General features: G+C 74.7%; 11 protein-coding genes. 6 read left to right on the top strand and 5 right to left on the bottom strand.

The genetic code is table 11. The features are described 5' to 3' along the window. Positions 1 to 53 precede the first annotated feature (53 nt). Positions 54 to 929 (top strand): TIGR03619 family F420-dependent LLM class oxidoreductase, encoded by an 876-nt coding sequence (locus IE219_RS27340; protein WP_189982257.1) that lies wholly within the window; start codon positions 54 to 56, stop codon positions 927 to 929. A 64-nt stretch (positions 930 to 993) separates the two neighbouring features. Further along, complete coding sequence (locus IE219_RS27335) at positions 994 to 3,585, top strand: bifunctional FO biosynthesis protein CofGH (RefSeq protein WP_189982255.1); 2,592 nt, start codon at positions 994 to 996, stop codon at positions 3,583 to 3,585. A gap of 10 nt (positions 3,586 to 3,595) precedes the next feature. Here IE219_RS27335 and IE219_RS27330 read toward each other — a convergent pair whose 3' ends face one another. Beyond that, the gene (locus IE219_RS27330; protein ID WP_444545652.1) at positions 3,596 to 4,669 is read right to left on the bottom strand and encodes a helix-turn-helix transcriptional regulator; all 1,074 of its coding nucleotides are present in this window, start codon (positions 4,667 to 4,669) and stop codon (positions 3,596 to 3,598) included. Positions 4,670 to 4,921: 252 nt separating this feature from the next. On the opposite strand from IE219_RS27330, the gene IE219_RS27325 reads away from it, so the two are divergent. Both IE219_RS27325 and IE219_RS27320 read left to right on the top strand, forming a co-directional pair. After that, the gene (locus IE219_RS27325; protein WP_189982253.1) at positions 4,922 to 8,617 is read left to right on the top strand and encodes a S8 family serine peptidase; all 3,696 of its coding nucleotides are present in this window, start codon (positions 4,922 to 4,924) and stop codon (positions 8,615 to 8,617) included. Positions 8,618 to 8,845: 228 nt separating this feature from the next. Beyond that, on the top strand, positions 8,846 to 9,937 hold the full coding sequence (locus IE219_RS27320) for an ADP-ribosylglycohydrolase family protein (protein WP_189982251.1): 1,092 nt from the start codon (positions 8,846 to 8,848) through the stop codon (positions 9,935 to 9,937). Positions 9,938 to 9,967: 30 nt separating this feature from the next. On the opposite strand, the gene IE219_RS27315 is transcribed toward IE219_RS27320, so the two are convergent. Next, a complete protein-coding gene (locus IE219_RS27315; protein ID WP_189982249.1) occupies positions 9,968 to 10,753 on the bottom strand; it encodes an SDR family oxidoreductase in 786 nt (261 codons plus the stop codon). An 85-nt stretch (positions 10,754 to 10,838) separates the two neighbouring features. On the opposite strand from IE219_RS27315, the gene IE219_RS27310 reads away from it, so the two are divergent. Beyond that, positions 10,839 to 11,663: a hypothetical protein gene (locus IE219_RS27310; protein ID WP_189982247.1), complete on the top strand. Its 825-nt coding sequence runs from the start codon at positions 10,839 to 10,841 to the stop codon at positions 11,661 to 11,663. Positions 11,664 to 11,826: 163 nt separating this feature from the next. Here the strand turns inward: IE219_RS27310 and IE219_RS27305 are convergent, their stop codons facing one another. From IE219_RS27305 to IE219_RS27295, 3 genes are all read right to left on the bottom strand, one after another. Then, entirely contained in the window at positions 11,827 to 12,027 is a 201-nt protein-coding gene (locus IE219_RS27305) for a DUF397 domain-containing protein (protein WP_189982244.1), read from the bottom strand. A 282-nt stretch (positions 12,028 to 12,309) separates the two neighbouring features. Further along, a complete protein-coding gene (locus tag IE219_RS27300) occupies positions 12,310 to 13,170 on the bottom strand; it encodes a helix-turn-helix domain-containing protein (protein ID WP_189982242.1) in 861 nt (286 codons plus the stop codon). Between the two features lie 355 nt (positions 13,171 to 13,525). Then, entirely contained in the window at positions 13,526 to 14,221 is a 696-nt protein-coding gene (locus tag IE219_RS27295) for a GOLPH3/VPS74 family protein (RefSeq protein WP_189982240.1), read from the bottom strand. Between the two features lie 288 nt (positions 14,222 to 14,509). Between IE219_RS27295 and IE219_RS27290 the strand changes: the two genes are divergently transcribed. Further along, a complete protein-coding gene (locus tag IE219_RS27290) occupies positions 14,510 to 17,266 on the top strand; it encodes a D-alanyl-D-alanine carboxypeptidase (protein WP_229850055.1) in 2,757 nt (918 codons plus the stop codon). Positions 17,267 to 17,316 lie beyond the last annotated feature (50 nt).

The raw sequence follows: 17,316 nt of genomic DNA, 5'->3' as shown, positions 1-17,316 counted from the left end.
ACACACGCGTCGCGGCTCTCGGAAAAGACGGGCCGGGGGCCTACCGTGCCGTCATGCGGATCTCGACCACGATCTTCCTGACCGACGAGACCATCTCCCCCGTGCGGCTCGCCCGCGAGCTGGAGGCGCGCGGCTTCGCCGGGCTCTACCTCCCCGAGCACACCCACATCCCCGTCTCCCGCGACACCCCCTACCCGGCCGGCGGCGACCTGCCGCGCGAGTACGGGCGCACCCTCGACCCCTTCGTCGCCCTCGCCCAGGCCGCCGCCGTCACCGAACGCCTCGCCCTCGGCACCGGCATCACCCTGCTCGCCCAGCACGACCCGATCGCCCTCGCCAAGCAGATCGCCACCCTCGACCACCTCTCCGGCGGCCGCTTCACCCTCGGCCTCGGCTACGGCTGGAACCGCGAGGAGGCCGCCGACCACGGCGTCGACTGGGCCGCCCGCCGCGACCTCGTCGCCGACCGGCTCGCCCTCATGAAGGCCCTCTGGGCCCCCGGGCCCACGGCTCACGCGGGCGCCTTCGGCCACTCCGTCCGCGCCTCCGACGCCTGGCCCAAGCCCGCCGGTGGCGCCCCCCGGATCCTCCTCGGCGGCGCCGCCGGACCGAAGCTCTTCGCCGCGGTCGCCGAGCACACCGACGGCTGGATGCCCATCGGCGGCCGCGGCCTCGGCGAGACCCTGCCGGTCCTGCGCGACCGGTGGGAGCGGGCCGGCCGCGACCCCGGGGCCCTCCAGGTCGTCCCGTACGCCGTCCTGCCCACCCCCGGCAAACTCGCCCGCTACGCCGAACTCGGCTGCGAGGAGACCGTCCTCCAGCTCCCCCCGGCCGGCGAGGCCGAGGTCCTGCGCGTCCTCGACTCCTACGCGACCCACCTGGGACGACCGGTCCCCGGCGGGGGTGGCCGGTCCGCGCCGGGCGCGTGACCGGTCTGCGCCAAGCTGCCGGGAGCCCGCTCCGCCGCCCGTCCCCCGCTCGTATGCTCGACGCATGACGGATCACCAGGCCGACCAGCAGGAATACCCCACCGCCACCTCCATGCGCCGCGCGCTGCGCCGGGCGCGCGACGGGGTCGCGCTCGACACGGCCGAGGCGGCGGTGCTGCTCCGCGCGCGCGGGGACGACCTGGAGGAACTGGCGGGCATCGCGGGGCGGGTGCGGGACGCGGGCCTGGCGGCGGCCGGCCGGCCCGGGGTGATCACGTACTCGAAGAGCGTCTTCATACCCCTGACCCGGCTGTGCCGCGACACCTGCCACTACTGCACCTTCGTGACCGTGCCCGGCAAGCTGCGGCGGGCCGGACACGGCATGTTCCTGTCGCCCGACGAGGTCCTCGACATCGCCCGCCGGGGCGCCGAACTCGGCTGCAAGGAAGCGCTGATCACGCTCGGCGACAAGCCGGAGGACCGGTGGCCCGAGGCGCGCGAATGGCTCGACGCGCACGGCTACGACGACACCCTCGCCTACGTCCGGGCCATGTCGATCCGCATCCTGGAGGAGACCGGCCTCCTGCCCCACCTCAACCCCGGCGTCCTGACCTGGACCGACTTCCAGCGCCTCAAGCCGGTCGCCCCCTCCATGGGCATGATGCTGGAGACGACCGCGACCCGCCTGTGGTCCGAGCCCGGCGGCCCCCACCACGGCTCGCCCGACAAGGAGCCCGCCGTCCGGCTGCGGGTCCTGGAGGACGCCGGCCGGTCCTCCGTCCCCTTCACCTCCGGCCTCCTCCTCGGCATCGGGGAGACCTACGAGGAGCGCGCCGAGTCCCTGTTCGCGCTGCGCCGGGTGGCCCGCGCCTACCACGGCGTCCAGGAACTCATCATCCAGAACTTCCGGGCCAAGCCCGACACCGCGATGCGCTCCATGCCCGACGCCGACCTCGACGACCTGGTCGCCGCCGTCGCCGTCGCCCGCCTGGTGATGGGCCCATCCGCCTGCCTCCAGGCCCCGCCGAACCTGGTCGACGCCGAGTACGGGCGGCTGATCGCCGCCGGCATCGACGACTGGGGCGGCGTCTCGCCCCTCACCATCGACCACGTCAACCCCGAACGCCCCTGGCCCCGCATCGGCGAACTCGCCGAGCACTCCCGCGCCGCCGGCTTCGAACTGCGCGAACGGCTCTGCGTCTACCCGGAGTTCGTCCGCCGCGGCGAACCCTGGCTCGACCCCCGGATCGTGCCGCACGTGCGCGCCCTCGCCGACCCGGAGACCGGCCTCGCGAATCCGGACGCGGTGGTGCGCGGCCTGCCCTGGCAGGAGCCCGACGAGGCGTTCACCGCCACCGGCCGCACCGACCTGCACACCGCCATCGACACCGAGGGCCGCACCGGCGACCGGCGCGAGGACTTCGACGAGGTGTACGGCGACTGGTCGGCGCTGCGCGAGGCCGCCGCGCCCGGCATGGTCCCCGAGCGCGTCGACAGCGACGTCCGCGAGGCCCTCCGGGTCGCCGCCGACGACCCGGAGAAGCTGACCGACCCGCAGGCCCTCGCCCTCCTCCACGCCGACGGGCCCGCCCTCGACGCCCTCACCCGCATCGCCGACGACCTGCGGAAATCGGTCTGCGGCGACGAGGTCACCTACATCGTCACCCGCAACATCAACTTCACCAACGTCTGCTACACCGGCTGCCGCTTCTGCGCCTTCGCCCAGCGCCGCACCGACGCCGACGCCTACACCCTCTCCCTGGAGCAGGTCGCCGACCGCGCCCAGCAGGCGTGGGACGTCGGCGCCGTCGAGGTCTGCATGCAGGGCGGCATCCACCCCGACCTGCCCGGCACCGCCTACTTCGACATCGCCCGCGCGGTGAAGGAGCGCGTCCCCGGCATGCACGTGCACGCCTTCTCCCCGATGGAGGTCGTCAACGGCGCCACCCGCACCGGCCTGTCGATCCGCGAGTGGCTGACCGCCGCGAAGGAGGCCGGACTCGACTCGATCCCCGGCACCGCCGCCGAGATCCTCGACGACGAGGTCCGCTGGGTCCTCACCAAGGGCAAACTGCCCACCGCCACCTGGATCGAGGTCGTCACCACCGCCCACGAACTGGGCATCCGCTCCTCCTCGACGATGATGTACGGCCACGTCGACCAGCCCCGGCACTGGCTCGGCCACCTGCGCACCCTGGCCGGCATCCAGCAGCGGACCGGCGGCTTCACCGAGTTCGTCACCCTCCCCTTCATCCACACCAACGCGCCCGTCTACCTCGCGGGCATCGCCCGCCCCGGGCCGACCGTCCGCGACAACCGCGCGGTCACCGCGATGGCCCGCCTCCTCCTCCACCCGCACATCCCCCACATCCAGACCAGCTGGGTGAAGCTGGGCGCGGAGGGCGCCGCCGAGATGCTCCGCTCGGGGGCCGACGACCTCGGCGGCACCCTCATGGAGGAGACCATCTCCCGCATGGCCGGGTCGAGTTACGGCTCGTACCGCTCCATCCGCGACCTGGAGGCCATCGCCGAGGCCGCCGGCCGCCCCGCCCGCCCCCGCACCACCCTCTACGGCGAGGTCCCCGAGGAGCGCCGGCACACGGCCCGCACCTCCGACGGCCACCTGCCGGACCTCCTGCCGGTGATCGAGGGCTGACCGCCGACCGTCAGGTCAGCCAGCCGCGCTGGGCCGCGTGCCAGACCAGTTGGGTGCGGGTGGCGGCGCCCGCGCGCTGCATCAGGGTCTGGATGCGGCGCTGCACCGTGCGCTGGCTGACCCACAGCTGGGAGGCGATCGCCTTGTCCGCGACGCCGGCGACGATCAGGGAGAGCAGGTAGCGCTCGTCGTCGGCGAGGTGGACGGCGGGCCGGGGGCCGCCGTCCGGTCCGGTGTCCGCCAGCTCTCCCGAGTCGGTGAGGTGCAGCGGGGTCGCCGCCGCCCACTGGCTCTCGAAGAGGGCGATCAGCGCGTCGAGGAGGCTGCTGCCGCGCACCACGGCGGCCGTCGGCTCCCCGGCCGGGGTGACCGGATCGGTCACGTCGGCCGTGCCGGCGCCGCCGTCCCACTGCCCGGACACCAGCGGGCAGACCGCGACCGAACTGTCCGCGATCACCAGCCGCACCGGCAGCGTCGCGGTCGCCCGCGCCTCCTCGCCCGCGCGGACGCTCCGGGCGACGTTGTCCACCATGCCCGGCACCTCCAGGAGCTCCCGCTCGTAGATCGTCCGGTACCGCACGCCCCGGGCGAGGAGCTCCCACTCCTCGTGGTTCTCCTCCGCCGCCAGGGCGACCGGCCGGGTCTTGCAGAACCAGCGCATCTCCCGCGCCCCGTACGCCAGGTGCCGCAGCCGCTGCCGGATCACGCTCGCCCCGGTGATCACCTCGACGAGCTCCTCGGCGTCGCGCCGCCGGCCCCCGGCCCGGTACGCCTCGGACAGCTGCTCCATCCCCCGGCGGGCCGACTCCAGCGCCTCGTGCCCGCGCATCAGGAGCGGGCGCAGCGCCGCGTCCGGCGCCACCGGCACGTACCGCGCGGCGCCGCCCGGCCGCGCTCCGGCGACCCGCCCCACCAGACCCTTGTCGTGGAGCGACAGCAGCGCCTCCTGCGCCTGCACCACGTCGAGCCCCAACTGCCGGGCGACCTCCAGGACTTCGGCCTCCCGCACTCCGACGAGGAAGCGGTAGACCCGCTCCTCCCGGGCGCCGACCCCCGCCGCCTCCAGCATGTGACCGTCTCCCAAGACGTCTCCTCCCACCCCGGCCGTCACGGTGTCCCCTCTCGACACGGCGGATCAAATCACGCCGGGACCTGCGGAAACGAGGGTGCGATTACCACGCACACACCCCAACGGGCCAGCGATGCGGTCAAGATGGCGGCGAGTGGACATGTCGCTTCTTCGTCAGCCGCACCCCGTAGCGAAGGTGATCGTTCCTGCCGAATCTTTGTTCCGCCGGACGCGGAATCCCCCGCCGGCGGAAGGAGTGCTCCCAGCATGCGACGCAGACGGACCACCGCACTGCTCAGCTTCGCCCTGGCCGCCACCATGGCCGCCGGCGGCTTCGCGTACGGCGCCGCCCCCCTCCCCGCGACCGGCGGCGACGCCGTCACCGCCGCCCCCGGCACGGCGGCGGTCACCACCGCGACGGTCACCCTGGTGACCGGGGACAAGGTCACGGTCGCCACCCGCGCCGGGAAGACCGTGGCCGTCGACGTCCTCCCGTACCGGAGCGACGCCGCCGGGCTGCGCACGTACACCGTCGGCACCGACGTCTACGTGATCCCCCGCGAGGCCGAGGCCCTGATCCGCGCCGGCCAGGTCGACAAGCGCCTGTTCAACGTCACCCAGCTCGTCGCCCAGGGCTACGACGACGCCCACCGGGCCGCGACCCCGCTGATCGTCCGCTACACCGGCGAGAGCGCCGCCACCCCCGGCGGCGCCCGCCTCACCCGCAAGCTCCCCGGCGTGCGCGGCGCCGCCGTCGCCGCCGACAAGAGCAAGGGCGACGCCTTCTGGGAGGCCGTCGACGACGACAGCGCCCGCGCCGGAACCCCGAGGGCCCGCCTCTCCGGCGGCATCCAGCGCCTCTGGCTCGACGGCCGGGTCGACACCCTCCTCGACAAGAGCGTCCCGCAGATCGGCGCCCCCGAGGCGTGGGCCGGCGGCTACGACGGCACCGGCGTCAAGGTCGCCGTCCTCGACACCGGCATCGACACCACCCACCCCGACCTCGCCGACCGCATCGCCGACAGCCGCAGCTTCGTCCCCGGCGAGACCGTCCGCGACGGCCACGGCCACGGCACCCACGTCGCCTCCACCATCGCGGGCAGCGGCGCGGCCTCCGGCGGCTCCTACAAGGGCGTCGCCCCCGGTGCCCGGCTCGTCATCGGCAAGGTCCTCGACGACGGCGGCTCCGGCTCGGAGTCCGGCATCATCGAGGGCATGGAGTGGGCCGCCCGCTCCGGCGCCAAGGTCGTCTCCATGAGCCTCGGCGGCCAGGAGGGCGCCGACGGCACCGACCCGATGTCCCTCGCCGTCAACGAACTCACCGCCGAGACCGGCGTCCTGTTCACCATCGCCGCAGGCAACAGCGGCCCCCGCGCCACCTCCGTCGGCTCGCCCGGCGCCGCCGCCGCGGCCCTCACCGTCGGCGCCGTCGACTCCGCCGACGCCGTCGCGGACTTCTCCAGCCGCGGCCCGCGCGGCGACGGCGGCCTCAAGCCGGAGATCACCGCCCCCGGCGTCCGGATCGTCGCCGCCCGCGCGGCCGGCACCGCCATGGGCACGCCCGTCGGCGACAAGTACACCACCGCCAGCGGTACGTCGATGGCGACCCCGCACGTCGCCGGGGCCGCCGCGATCCTCGCCCAGCGGCACCCCGACTGGTCGCCCGAGCGCCTCAAGGCCCAGCTCGTCAGCACCGCGAGGACCACCGCCGACACCTCGGTCTACGCCCAGGGCGCCGGCCGCGTCGACGTGGCCCGCGCGCTCCGCCAGACCGTCTTTGCCGACGGCACCGTCGACTTCGGCCTCAAGGGCTGGGACGACTCCGCCCCCGCCGAGAAGACGCTCACCTACACCAACGACGGCGACGCCCCCGTCACCCTCGCGCTCTCCGTCGAGCGGGCCGGCGGCGACCTCCCGGCCGGCGCGCTCACCCTCGGCGCCGCCTCGGTGACCGTCCCGGCGCACGGCACCGCCACCGTCCCCGTCACCCTCGACAGCACCGCCGTCACCACCGGCTCGTACGGGGCGCACGTCACCGCCCGGTCCGCCGACGGCGCCACGGCGGCCGTCACCGCGGTCGGCTTCGGCCGCGACGTGCAGCGCTTCGACGTCACGATCAAGGTCCTCGACCGCGACGGCAAGCCCACCAAGGGCACCGCCAGCGTCTCCGACACCCGCCTCGACCAGGGCACCTTCCCGGACACCTACCCGGTCGGCGCGGACGGCACCGTCCGGCTGCGGCTGCCGCGCGGCGAGCACTCCTTCTACGCCGAGATCGCCCACAACAGCCCCGACCAGAGCCTGACGACCGAGTACACCTACGCGGTCCAGCCCGGCACCGTGATCGAGTCCGACCGGACCTTCACCTTCGACGGCTCGAAGGCCGGACGGGTCACCATGAGCACCCCGCTGCCCACCGAGGCGAGCCGGGTCCGGATCGGCACCACCGCCCGCGCCGCCACCGCCGACATGGTCCACGGCCGCGAGACCTGGCTGAGCGGCCGGACCGCCGTCTACTCGGTGCCGTCGGCCACCACCGACCCCGCCCTCTTCGAGTCGCGCGTCGCCTGGTCGCTCGCCGCCCCCGCCCTCTCCGCCCGGATCGCGGGCCGCGCCGACGGAGCCCTGGACGCCGCCTACTTCGAGGGCTGGATCGGCTCCGCCCGCTTCGACGGCACCCGCACCCTGCGGGTCGCCAAGCCCGGTGAGGACGTCCGGGGCAAGGTCGCCCTGGTGAAGCGGGACGACGCCGTCAGCACCTACGACCAGATCGACGCGGCCGCCGACGCCGGCGCCCTCGCCGTCCTCGTCCACAACGACACCCCCGGCCCCTGGACCGGCAGCCACCTGCGCACCGAGGCCAGCCGCATCCCGGCGATGACCCTCTCCGGCGCCGAGGGCGCCCGCCTGCTGGCCCTGCCCGCGCCCCGGGTCACCTTCTCCGGCACCGCGCTCAGCCCGTACGCGTACGAGCTGATGAAGTACCACGCAGGCGGCGTCCCCGCCGACCAGCGCTACCGGGTCCGCACCGGCGACCTGGCCGTCGTCGACTCCCGCTTCCACGCCTCCACCGGGGGCACCGAGGCCGGCTACGCCCGCGTCACGCGCTCCCCGATGCAGACGGTCGCGTACTTCACCCACGCCCGGACGGTCCTGCCGCGCACCCTGACCGAGTACGTCACGGCGGGCGTGCGCACCTCCGAGGCGTTCAAGCTCGGCCCCGTGTGGAGCGCCGGCGGCGCCTCGCAGATCACCGCCGACCAGACCTTCGCCCCGGGCCAGAAGGTGCGGCGCGACTGGAACAGGGCCGTGGTCCGCACCGCCCTGCCGGACGGGCTGAACGCCGCCGCGCAGCGCAGCGGCGAGCTCGGCGTGGTCGCCGCCGCCGGTCTCCTCGACAGCGGCACCTCCCGCTGGTCCGTCAACCGCGACGGGGCCACCGACAAGGAGACGACCACCGTCTACCGCGACGGCGTCGCGCTCGGCTCCGCGCCCTACGCGGCCGTCGCCTTCCCGGTCGTCCCGCAGAGCGCCGAGTACCGCGTCGTCACCGACGTGCGGCGGGACGGCGCCGGCTGGGCCACCTCCACCGGCGTCCGCACCGACTGGCGCTTCCGCTCGGCGGGCGCCGAGGGCATGACGGTCCTGCCGGTCCTGTCGGTCGACTACCGGCTCGGCACCGACCTGACGAACGGCGCCCGCGCCGGCTCCCGCACCCAGGTCGGGCTCGGGGTGCGCCACCCCAAGGGCCTGGCCGCCGCGCCGCGGATCGCCTCGGTGAAGCTGTGGGCCTCGGCCGACGACGGCACCACCTGGCGCGAGGTCCGTCTGGACCGCGGCCTGAACGGCTCCGTCGCCAACCCGTCGAAGGCCGGCTTCGTGACGCTGCGGGTCACGGCCACCGACGCGGCCGGCAACTCCGTCGACCAGACGGTCACCCGGGCCTACCAGGTCCGCCGCTGACGACGGCCGCACCACGGCCCGGCCCCTTCGCGGAGCGTTCCGCGGGGGGCCGGGCCTCCGGCCGTGCGCGGTCCCCCCTTTTTCTTCGTGCACAGGACGAATTCCGTTCAAAAAAGGCCGTAAGGGCGTCGGATCACATAACGTTCCGGCCCCCGAACCGGCCCACTCGGTCCATTACAGTGCTGCGCAGACCGGTGAACGGGACCTCGGACGGGGGAGGGGCACATCGTGACCACCACTGCCGCGGCCGTGTGGGGCCGCACCGAACAACAGGACTTCCGCGCCCGGGTCCGCGGCTGCCTGCTCGGCGCGGCCGTCGGCGACGCCCTCGGCGCCGGAGTCCACGACCGCACCCTGGACGAGATCCGCGAGACCCACGGGGACACCGGCCTGACCGAACCCCCCGACGGCACCCTCCCGGTCACCGCCGCCACCCAGATGAGCCTCTTCACCGTCGACGGCCTCGTCCGCGCCCACGTCCGCCGCGACGGCGGCGTCTGGCACCCGCCCACCGACATCCACCGCGCCCACCTGCGCTGGGCCGCCACCCAGAGCGACTGGGGCCCCGACGAGCGGCGCCGCGACAACGGCTGGCTCGGCCGCGAGGAGTGGCTCTACGCCCGCCGCCGCCCGCCCCGCGCCTGCCTCACCGGCCTCGGCGACGACCGCCTCGGCACCCTCGACAAGCCCAAGAACCCCGAGGCCGCCGACTCCGGCGCGCTCGCCCGCTCCGCCCCCTTCGGCCTCCTCGTCGGCTGGGAGCCGCAGCTCGTCTGCCAGCTCGCCGTCGAGTGCGCCGCCCAGACCCACGGCGCCCCCGCCGCCACCCTCGCCGCCGGGGCGCTCGCCGTCGTCCTGCACGGGGCCGCCCGGGGCGCCTCCGTCGAGGCGGCCGTCGGCACGGCCCTGTCCCTGCTGGCGTCCCGCCCCGGCCACGAGCCGGTGACCGGGGCCCTCGCCCGCGCCCTCGGAGCCATACGGGAAGGGGTTCCGGACGCGGACCGGGTCACCGCGCTCGGCGCGGCCGAGGACCGGGCCGAGGGCCAGCTCGCGGCGGCCGTCTACTGCGCGCTGGTCGGCGAGGACGTTCGCCACGGCCTGCGCCTCGCCGTCAACCACGACGGGCCCTCCGCCGTGACCGGCGCGGTCACCGGCGCGCTCCTCGGCGCCCTGCACGGCGAGACGGCCCTCCCGCCGGCCTGGCTGGCGGGCCTGGAGGGCCGGGGCACGATCCTCGAACTCTCCGACGACTTCGCGATGGAGCTGACCCAGTCCACCGCCCTGCACCTCCCGGTCTGGCACGCCCGCTACCCCACCTGACCCGGCCGCCCCGCCGCGGAGGGCTTCCGCTCAGCGCATCAGCTCGCCCGCGTTGACCAGTAGCGACTGCCCGGTGACGGCGCGGGCCCGGGGCGAGGCGAGGAAGACCGCCGCGTCGGCGACGTCGCCGTCCGTCGCCAGCTCCGGCAGCGCCGTCCGGGCGGTGAGCCGCGCCAGCACCTCGGCCTCCGGCACCCCCTCCGCCCGCGCGGTGAAGCGGACGAAGCCCTCGACGGGCGGCCCCCACATCCACCCGGGCAGCACCGTGTTGACCCGGATCCGGTCGGGGCCCAGCTCCCGCGCCAGCGAGTACATCGCGGAGGTCAGCGCGCCCTTGGAGGCGGCGTAGGCGGCCTGCTGGACCTGGGTGGGGGCGGCGACGGCCGACTGGGTGCCGATGAAGACGACCGACCCGCCGCCCGCCGCCCGCAGCGCGGGCAGACAGGCGCGCGTCATCCGCAGCGTCCCGAGCAGGTTGACGTCGAGGACCCCCTGCCAGGTGGCGAAGTCGGCGTCCGCGAGCCCGCCGAAGTACGAGTCCCAGGCGGCGACGTGGACGACGGCGTCGATCGCGCCGAAGCGCTCCACGGCGAGCGCGGCCAGCGCCTCGCACCGCGCCTCGTCGGTGATGTCGGTGGCGAGGTGGGCGGTGTGCCGGCCGCCCGGGTCGATCGCGCGGGCCGTCTTCGCCAGCGCGGCGGCGGTCCGGGCGCCGAGGACCGCGTTCCCGCCGTCGCGCACCACCGCCTCGGCGACCCGGTGGCCGAGCCCGGCCCCGACGCCCGACACGACGACCGTCTTCCCCTGGAGCAGCATCCGGGTTCCTCCCGCCTCTGGCCAGATATCTGACGGTCCGTCAGAGTAGGGGGCCCGAGCCGCGCAGGGAAGAGAGGGGACGGCGATGAGCGACGCCGACGCGTACGGGGAACTGGCCGCCACCGGGCCGTACGGGGTCCGCCCCGGCCACGCCCTGATCACCATGGTCGAACCGCACCCGGGCCACGAGTACGCGTACAACCGCTGGTACGAGGACGACCACTACTACGCGGGCGCGATGGCGATGCCCTGGATGTTCGCCGGCCGCCGCTGGGTCGCCACCCGCGACCTCCAGGAGCTCCGCACGCCCGCCGAGTCCGCCGTCGCCCGCCCGGTCACCGCCGGCTGCTACCTCTCCACGTACTGGATCACCGAGGGCCGCTACGACGAGCACATGCGGTGGACGGTCGCCATCAACAAGCGGCTCGACCGGGACGCCCGCGTCCACCAGGCCCGCACCCACGTCTTCACGTCCTTCCAGGACCACGAGACGACGGTGTACCGGGACGGGGCGGCGGGCCCCCGCGACCTCCACGCCCTCGACCACCCCTACGCGGGCCTGGTCCTCCAGGTCGTGGACTGCGCGGACCCGGCGCGGCGGGCGGAACTCCTCGAACGGCTCGCCGCCCGCGACCTGCCCCGCCGGCTCGCCGGTTCCCCGGCGGCGATGGTGACGGTCTTCCGCCCGACGCCGCTGCCGGGCGACCGCATGGCGTACGTGAAGCAGGTGGAGGGCGTCGACACCCGCCTGACGCTCCTGTGGTTCCTGGAGCGGGACCCGCGCGACTGCTGGGCGGAGCACTTCGCGGACCTGGACGGCCTCGCGGGCGATGCGGGGAGGGTGGAACTGGTGGCGCCGTTCATCCCGACCGTCCCGGGCACCGACCGGTACGTGGACCGGCTCCGCTAGGGCCTGTCTGACAATTCCCGCCGGGTCCGGCTCGCCCGACGGGAACGCCCCGGGCCGTTCCGGATCGGGATCCGGAACGGCCCGGGGCGGACGGCCCTCTCGGCCAGGACGGCGGACCGGACGAGAGGGCGTCCCCGCGCGGGGCGGGGTTCTGCCTGCGGTCTCAGAGGGACCCGTCGCTCACCCGGCCGACGAAGGCGTTCCACGAGCCCGGCCCGAAGGCGAGGGAGGGGCCCTCGGGGGCCTTGGAGTCGCGGACGGCGATGGAGGCGACGGCCGGCGACTTCACCTCGACGCAGGCACCGTTGCCGCCGGAGTAGGAGGACTTGGTCCAGTTGTCGGTGGCACCCTGGATGATGGCCATGATGTGCTCAGCTCCGGTTCTGCCCGAAGGGGCGTCGGGATCGGTGCCGGTGTTACCCCCACCGGCCTGATCGACGCTACTCACCAATCCCGGGCGAGGGGACCGGCGTTCACACGACCGGGTGGCATATTCCGACTCGGCTTCCGCGCCACCGAGTCGGCGGTGTACCTTATTTGGCCCTGTGGTTCAGACCTGTCCGAGGCGCCGGAAACGCCGGAACTGCCGGACGCCCCGCGTCCGCGCCCCGGCGGGGCCCCGAACGCCCCCGGGGCGCACCGGCGTTCACCCCCGCGCGTACCCCTTCGCGATGTCCGCGACGAACTCCCGCGTCTGCTCCACGCCCAGCGCCTGCGCCCGCAGGTGCTCGTACATGTAGCTGTACTTCGAGACGTCCGGCCCCTTCTCCAGGTACAGGTCGCTCGTCACGCCCTCGATGTAGACGACGCTGGAGTCCGAGGTGTCCGGGAACTCCAGGATCGAGTACTGGCCGCTGATCCCCGGGTGCGCGCCGGTCGCGAAGGGCAGCACCTGCACGGTGACGTGCGGCAGCTGCGAGGCCGTGACCAGGTGCTCCAGCTGCTCGGCCATCACCTGCCGGCTGCCCACCACCCGGTGCAGCGCGGCCTCGTCGATGACCGCCCACAGCCGCAGCGGCCGCTCGTCGTCGTGGATCCGGGCCTGCCGGTGGACGCGGACGGTGGTCCGCTTCTCGATGTCGGCCGGCGTCGACTCGGGCAGCGCGCCGGAGATCACCGAGGCGGCGTACGCACGGGTCTGGGGCAGGCCGGGGATGATCTGCGGCTCGTAGACGCGCAGGCTCTCCGCGGCCTCCTCCAGACCGATGTACACGCTGTACGGGATGTCGCCGAAGGCGTGCCACCAGCCCTGCTGGCGCGAGTCCTTGGCCATCTGCATGAGGGAGTTGACCATCGCCTCGTCCTCGACCTCGTACACCCCGCACAGGTCGCGGACGTCCCGCTGGCTGATGGAGCGACGGCCGTTCTCAAGGCGGCTGATCTTGGACTGGGAGACGAGGAGGCGCTCGGCGACCTGCTCGGCCGTCATGCCCTTGCCCTCGCGGAGCTTGCGCAGCTCCTGCCCCAAACGGCGTCGCCTGACGGTGGGGTTGACACTGGACGCCACGGAAACTGCACCTCCGGCTGCTGTCTGCGATGCGTAGTCGTGCGTACGTCGCTGTGCGTACGTACTGAGGGGCAGACTGCCACCAAAGAGCCGCCGTGCGCTGGGAAACCGCGACAAAGCGGAGCCGGGGACGCGAGGTCGCCGCGCCGGGGCGAGGACCGGCCGACGCGCGTGCGGGCGCCCGGGCCGGGCCGGGGACGCGCGTGTGCGGGGCGCCCGGACGGACGCCCCGCACACCGTGCGGCTCCCGGAGGGGTACGTGGTGGTGCGACGGCCGGATCGTGCGGGCCGTGTCGTGCGGTGCCGCACGCGCCGGTCGAGCGGGAGCGCGTACGGCCCGGGTGCGACGCGCGCGCTAGTGCGCGGCGGCGCGGGCCATGCCGCCGCGCGGCTGGGCGGGGACGCCCTGGCCGCGGCGCGGCTGTGCGGCCACCCCGTTCTGGACGTCCATCACGGCGTGCGCCACGAGACCGCCCATGGGGTCGTGCCGGATCAGGTCGCGCAGCCGGGACCGCGACGACCGTCCTTCGTTGCCGGGGTACAGGTGCTTGCCGAGACCGACCGCGTGGGCCAGTGCGGCGAGCGCCGCGGTCCGCGGGTCCGGCGGTACGCCGGTGCGGATCGCACTGTCCAGCCGGGCCCTGATCTCCCGGCTGATGGCCGTGTCCGTCGCCTGGTAGCGAGTCGTCGGCAACACCCCGCACATCTGGCCCTCCACGGCATGCACCATGCCGCATCGCTCCAGATGCGAGAGATACGTCTGGCGGAGCCCCAGCCGGGGCCCGCCGATCCAGTGGACGGCCCGGACCGGACTGCCGCGCCTGCGCAGCAGTTCCAGTGCGGAGTCCAGAGTCGGATCTCCGGTCGGCCGTGGCATCACCACGGCGATACGATCCCCGTCAGGGGCTATCCGTCCTGCCAGAGCCAGCTCCACTAGCTGTGCTCCGGCGAGGCCCAGGTCGAGCGACTGCGGCTGCGCTGTGGTACCCGTGGTCGGGTCCAGAGCGAGCAGCAGAAGCTCCTCCGGAAGTGTTCTGCGGCTCCTGCCCATCCATGCCTCCCCGCGTGGATGAATGACAGGGTGACCCCTCTCACATTCATCTGTCGAGAGTGCCTGGGTGCTTCGTCCGGGAACCAGTAGGTATGTCGTTCTCGTCTAGCGCAGGGGCCAAGGGGCCCACACAGGACACTGGTAGACGGTTCGGACGTACGCATGACGCATGGAGGAGGCACGGTGGCGGGCGAGTCCCCCGACAGGGCGGAGCAGCAGGGGTCGTCGGAGGGGAGGACGACGGCGTCGTCCTCGGCGGTTCCCCCCTCGACACCCCCGGCGTCCCCGGTGTCCACGGCGACCCCAGAGCCGTCGTCCTCCTCGGAGCGGGTGGACCGGGCGACGGCGGTCTTCAGGACCCTGGCCCCGCGCACCCCGGAGGACGACGCGACCGCGCCCGAGGGCGGCGACCGCCTGAAGCAGGCCGTGGCGGCATGGGTCGCGACGACGGACGACCCGCCCACCGACGCCGCCGGGGGCGGAGCCGGTGCCGGGACCGCCGCCGACGCCACTGGGACCGCCGCCGGTGCCGACGGCGAGCCGGGGGCGGAGCCGGGGTCCGGGGCGGACGCCGCGTCCGGGCCCGAGCCCGCGTCGGAGTCCGCGCCCGCGTCCGGGCCCGAGCCCGCGTCGGAGTCCGAGTCCGCGCCCGGGGCGAAGTCCGGGACGGAGCCGAAGGGCGGGTCCGGGACGGAGACCGAGCCGAAGCCGGCACCGGAGTCCGGCACCACCGCCCCGTCCGAGGAGCCCGGCCCCGCCGAGGGCGCCGCCGGCTCCGCCGGGGACACCCGGGCCGCCAAGGGCGCCAAGGGCTCCGGGAGCGCCGTGGAGGGCCGTACGGCCGCCGGGGACGTCGAGGAGCCCGCCGAGGGCACCGGTGCGACCGCCGGGAGCGCCGGGAAGACGGCCGGGGCCTCCGGAACCGCTGCCGCGACCGCCGGGGACGTCGAGGAGCCCGCCGAGGCCACCGGCGCGACCGCCGAGAGCACCCCGAAGGCCCCCGAGGCCGCCGGGAAGGCCCCCGAAGCCCCCGGAGAGGCCCGGGAGGGCTCTGCGGAGGCCCCGGAAGCCTCCAGGGAGGCCCCCGCGCGCGTCGGGGCGGGTGCCGACCCGTCCGAGGAGCCCTCCGGGGCCGGGAAGGCGGCCGGGGCCCCCGCCGCGTCCTGGTTCGCCCCGAAGAAGGCCGAGGACAGCGCGGAGCCGGAGGGCGACGCGAAGGCGGAGCCGAAGGCCGCGGCGCCCGTGGACCCGAGGACCGGCGCGCGCCCGGAGCCGAAGGCCGACACCGCCGCGACGAAGCCCGCCTGGGCGAAGCAGGACACGGCCCCCGGAGCGAAGTCCGACGCCGCCCCCGGGGCGAAGCCGGACGCGACCTCCGGGACGAAGCCCGGCGTGGTTGCCGGTGCGAAGGGCGGTGCCGCCGTCGAGGGCGGTGCCGACGAGTCGCCCGTGGATCAGCCCACCACCATGTTCCGGGCCGTACGGCCGCCGGTGGTGGACCAGCCGACGACCGCGCTCAAGCTGCCCCGTACCCCCGGGACCGACCCCGACAGCGAGCGCACGAGCACCTTCGTCCCGCTGCGCCCGGACCTCCCGGGCGCCGGCGCGTCCGAGCCCGAGGCCAAGACGGCGGTCGTCCCGGCCCCCGGCCCGAAGGCCGCGAAGGCCACCCCCGCCACCGCCACGCCCGCCACCCCCGCCGCGGGCGTCAACCCGGCGCTCGCCGAGCCCGAGCGGACCCGGCAGCAGCCGCTCCCGCCGCTGCCCCCGCTCGACCTGCTCGCGGAGCTGACGAACACCCCGCCCCCGCCGCCGAGCCCCTGGCGCACGGTGCTGCGCCGGGTCCGGATCTGGACCCCGCTGGTCCTGATCCTCCTGATCGTCTTCGCGATCGCACAGATGGTCCGGCCGCTCCCGCAGCCCGCGCTGGCCCTCTCCGCCGCGCCCTCCTTCACCTTCGAGGGCGGCGAACTGGCGATGCCGTGGCCGACCGAGGGCCAGGGCGCGGTCGAGGTCGAGGGCGTCGGCTCCATGGGCATGTACGGGGCGCAGAAGCCGGCCCCGATCGCGTCCGTGACGAAGACGATGACCGCGTACGTGATCCTCCGCGACCACCCGATCAAGGGGAAGCAGCGGGGCCCCGAGATCACCATCGACGCGAAGGCCGCCGAGCAGGCGAACGCCCAGCACGAGTCGACGGCGGCCGTGCGGGAGGGCCAGAAGTACACGCAGAAGGAGCTCCTCCAGCTCCTGATGATCCCGTCGGCCAACAACGTGGCCCGGCTCCTCGCGCGCTGGGACGCCGGTTCGGAGCAGGCGTTCGTCGACAAGATGAACGCGGCGGCGAAGGACCTGGGCATGACCCAGAGCCGCTACACCGACCCGTCCGGCCTGCTCGACTCGACCGTCTCCACCCCGCAGGACCAGCTGAAGCTGGCGAAGGCGGTCATGCAGTACGACGTGTTCCGCGAGATCGTGAACATGCCGAACGTGACGGTCGACGGCATCCCCGGCCGCATCGAGAACAACAACAACATCCTGCTCAAGCCGGGTGTCAGCGGCATCAAGACCGGCTCGTCCACGCCCGCCGGCGGCAACCTGCTCTGGGCGGCGAACACCGTCGTCGACGGCGAGAACCGCCGCATCCTCGGCATCGTGATGGGCGCGAAGAACGCCAAGGTCCTCAACGACAAGCTCCAGCTGTCCATCGACTACAGCTACGAGCTGATCAAGCAGGCCCAGAAGGACGTCACCTCCGCGGTCGTCGTCCGGAAGGGCCAGGTCGTCGGCTACGTCGACGACGGCCTCGGCGGCCGGACCCCGGTCGTGGCCACCAAGGAGCTGAAGCCGGTCGGCTGGCCCGGCCTGAAGGTGAAGCTGGAGCTGACCGACGGCGGCAAGACCCTCCCGCACACCGGCAGGGCCGGCGACGTCGTCGGCACCGTCTCGGTCGGCGAGGGCGCGGGCAAGGTCAGTGCCCCGGTCGCGCTCCAGGCCGACCTGGCGGAGCCCGGCTTCGACAAGAAGCTCACCCGGATCAGCTGATCCGGACCACCGGTCCGGCCGCGCGGCCCCACGGCCCCGGCCGGACCGGC

Origin of the sequence: Streptomyces termitum, assembly GCF_014650175.1 — a bacterium.
Lineage (GTDB): Bacteria > Actinomycetota > Actinomycetes > Streptomycetales > Streptomycetaceae > Streptomyces > Streptomyces termitum.
Note: the sequence above shows the minus strand (reverse complement) of the source record. Positions and strands in the feature narration are given on the sequence as shown.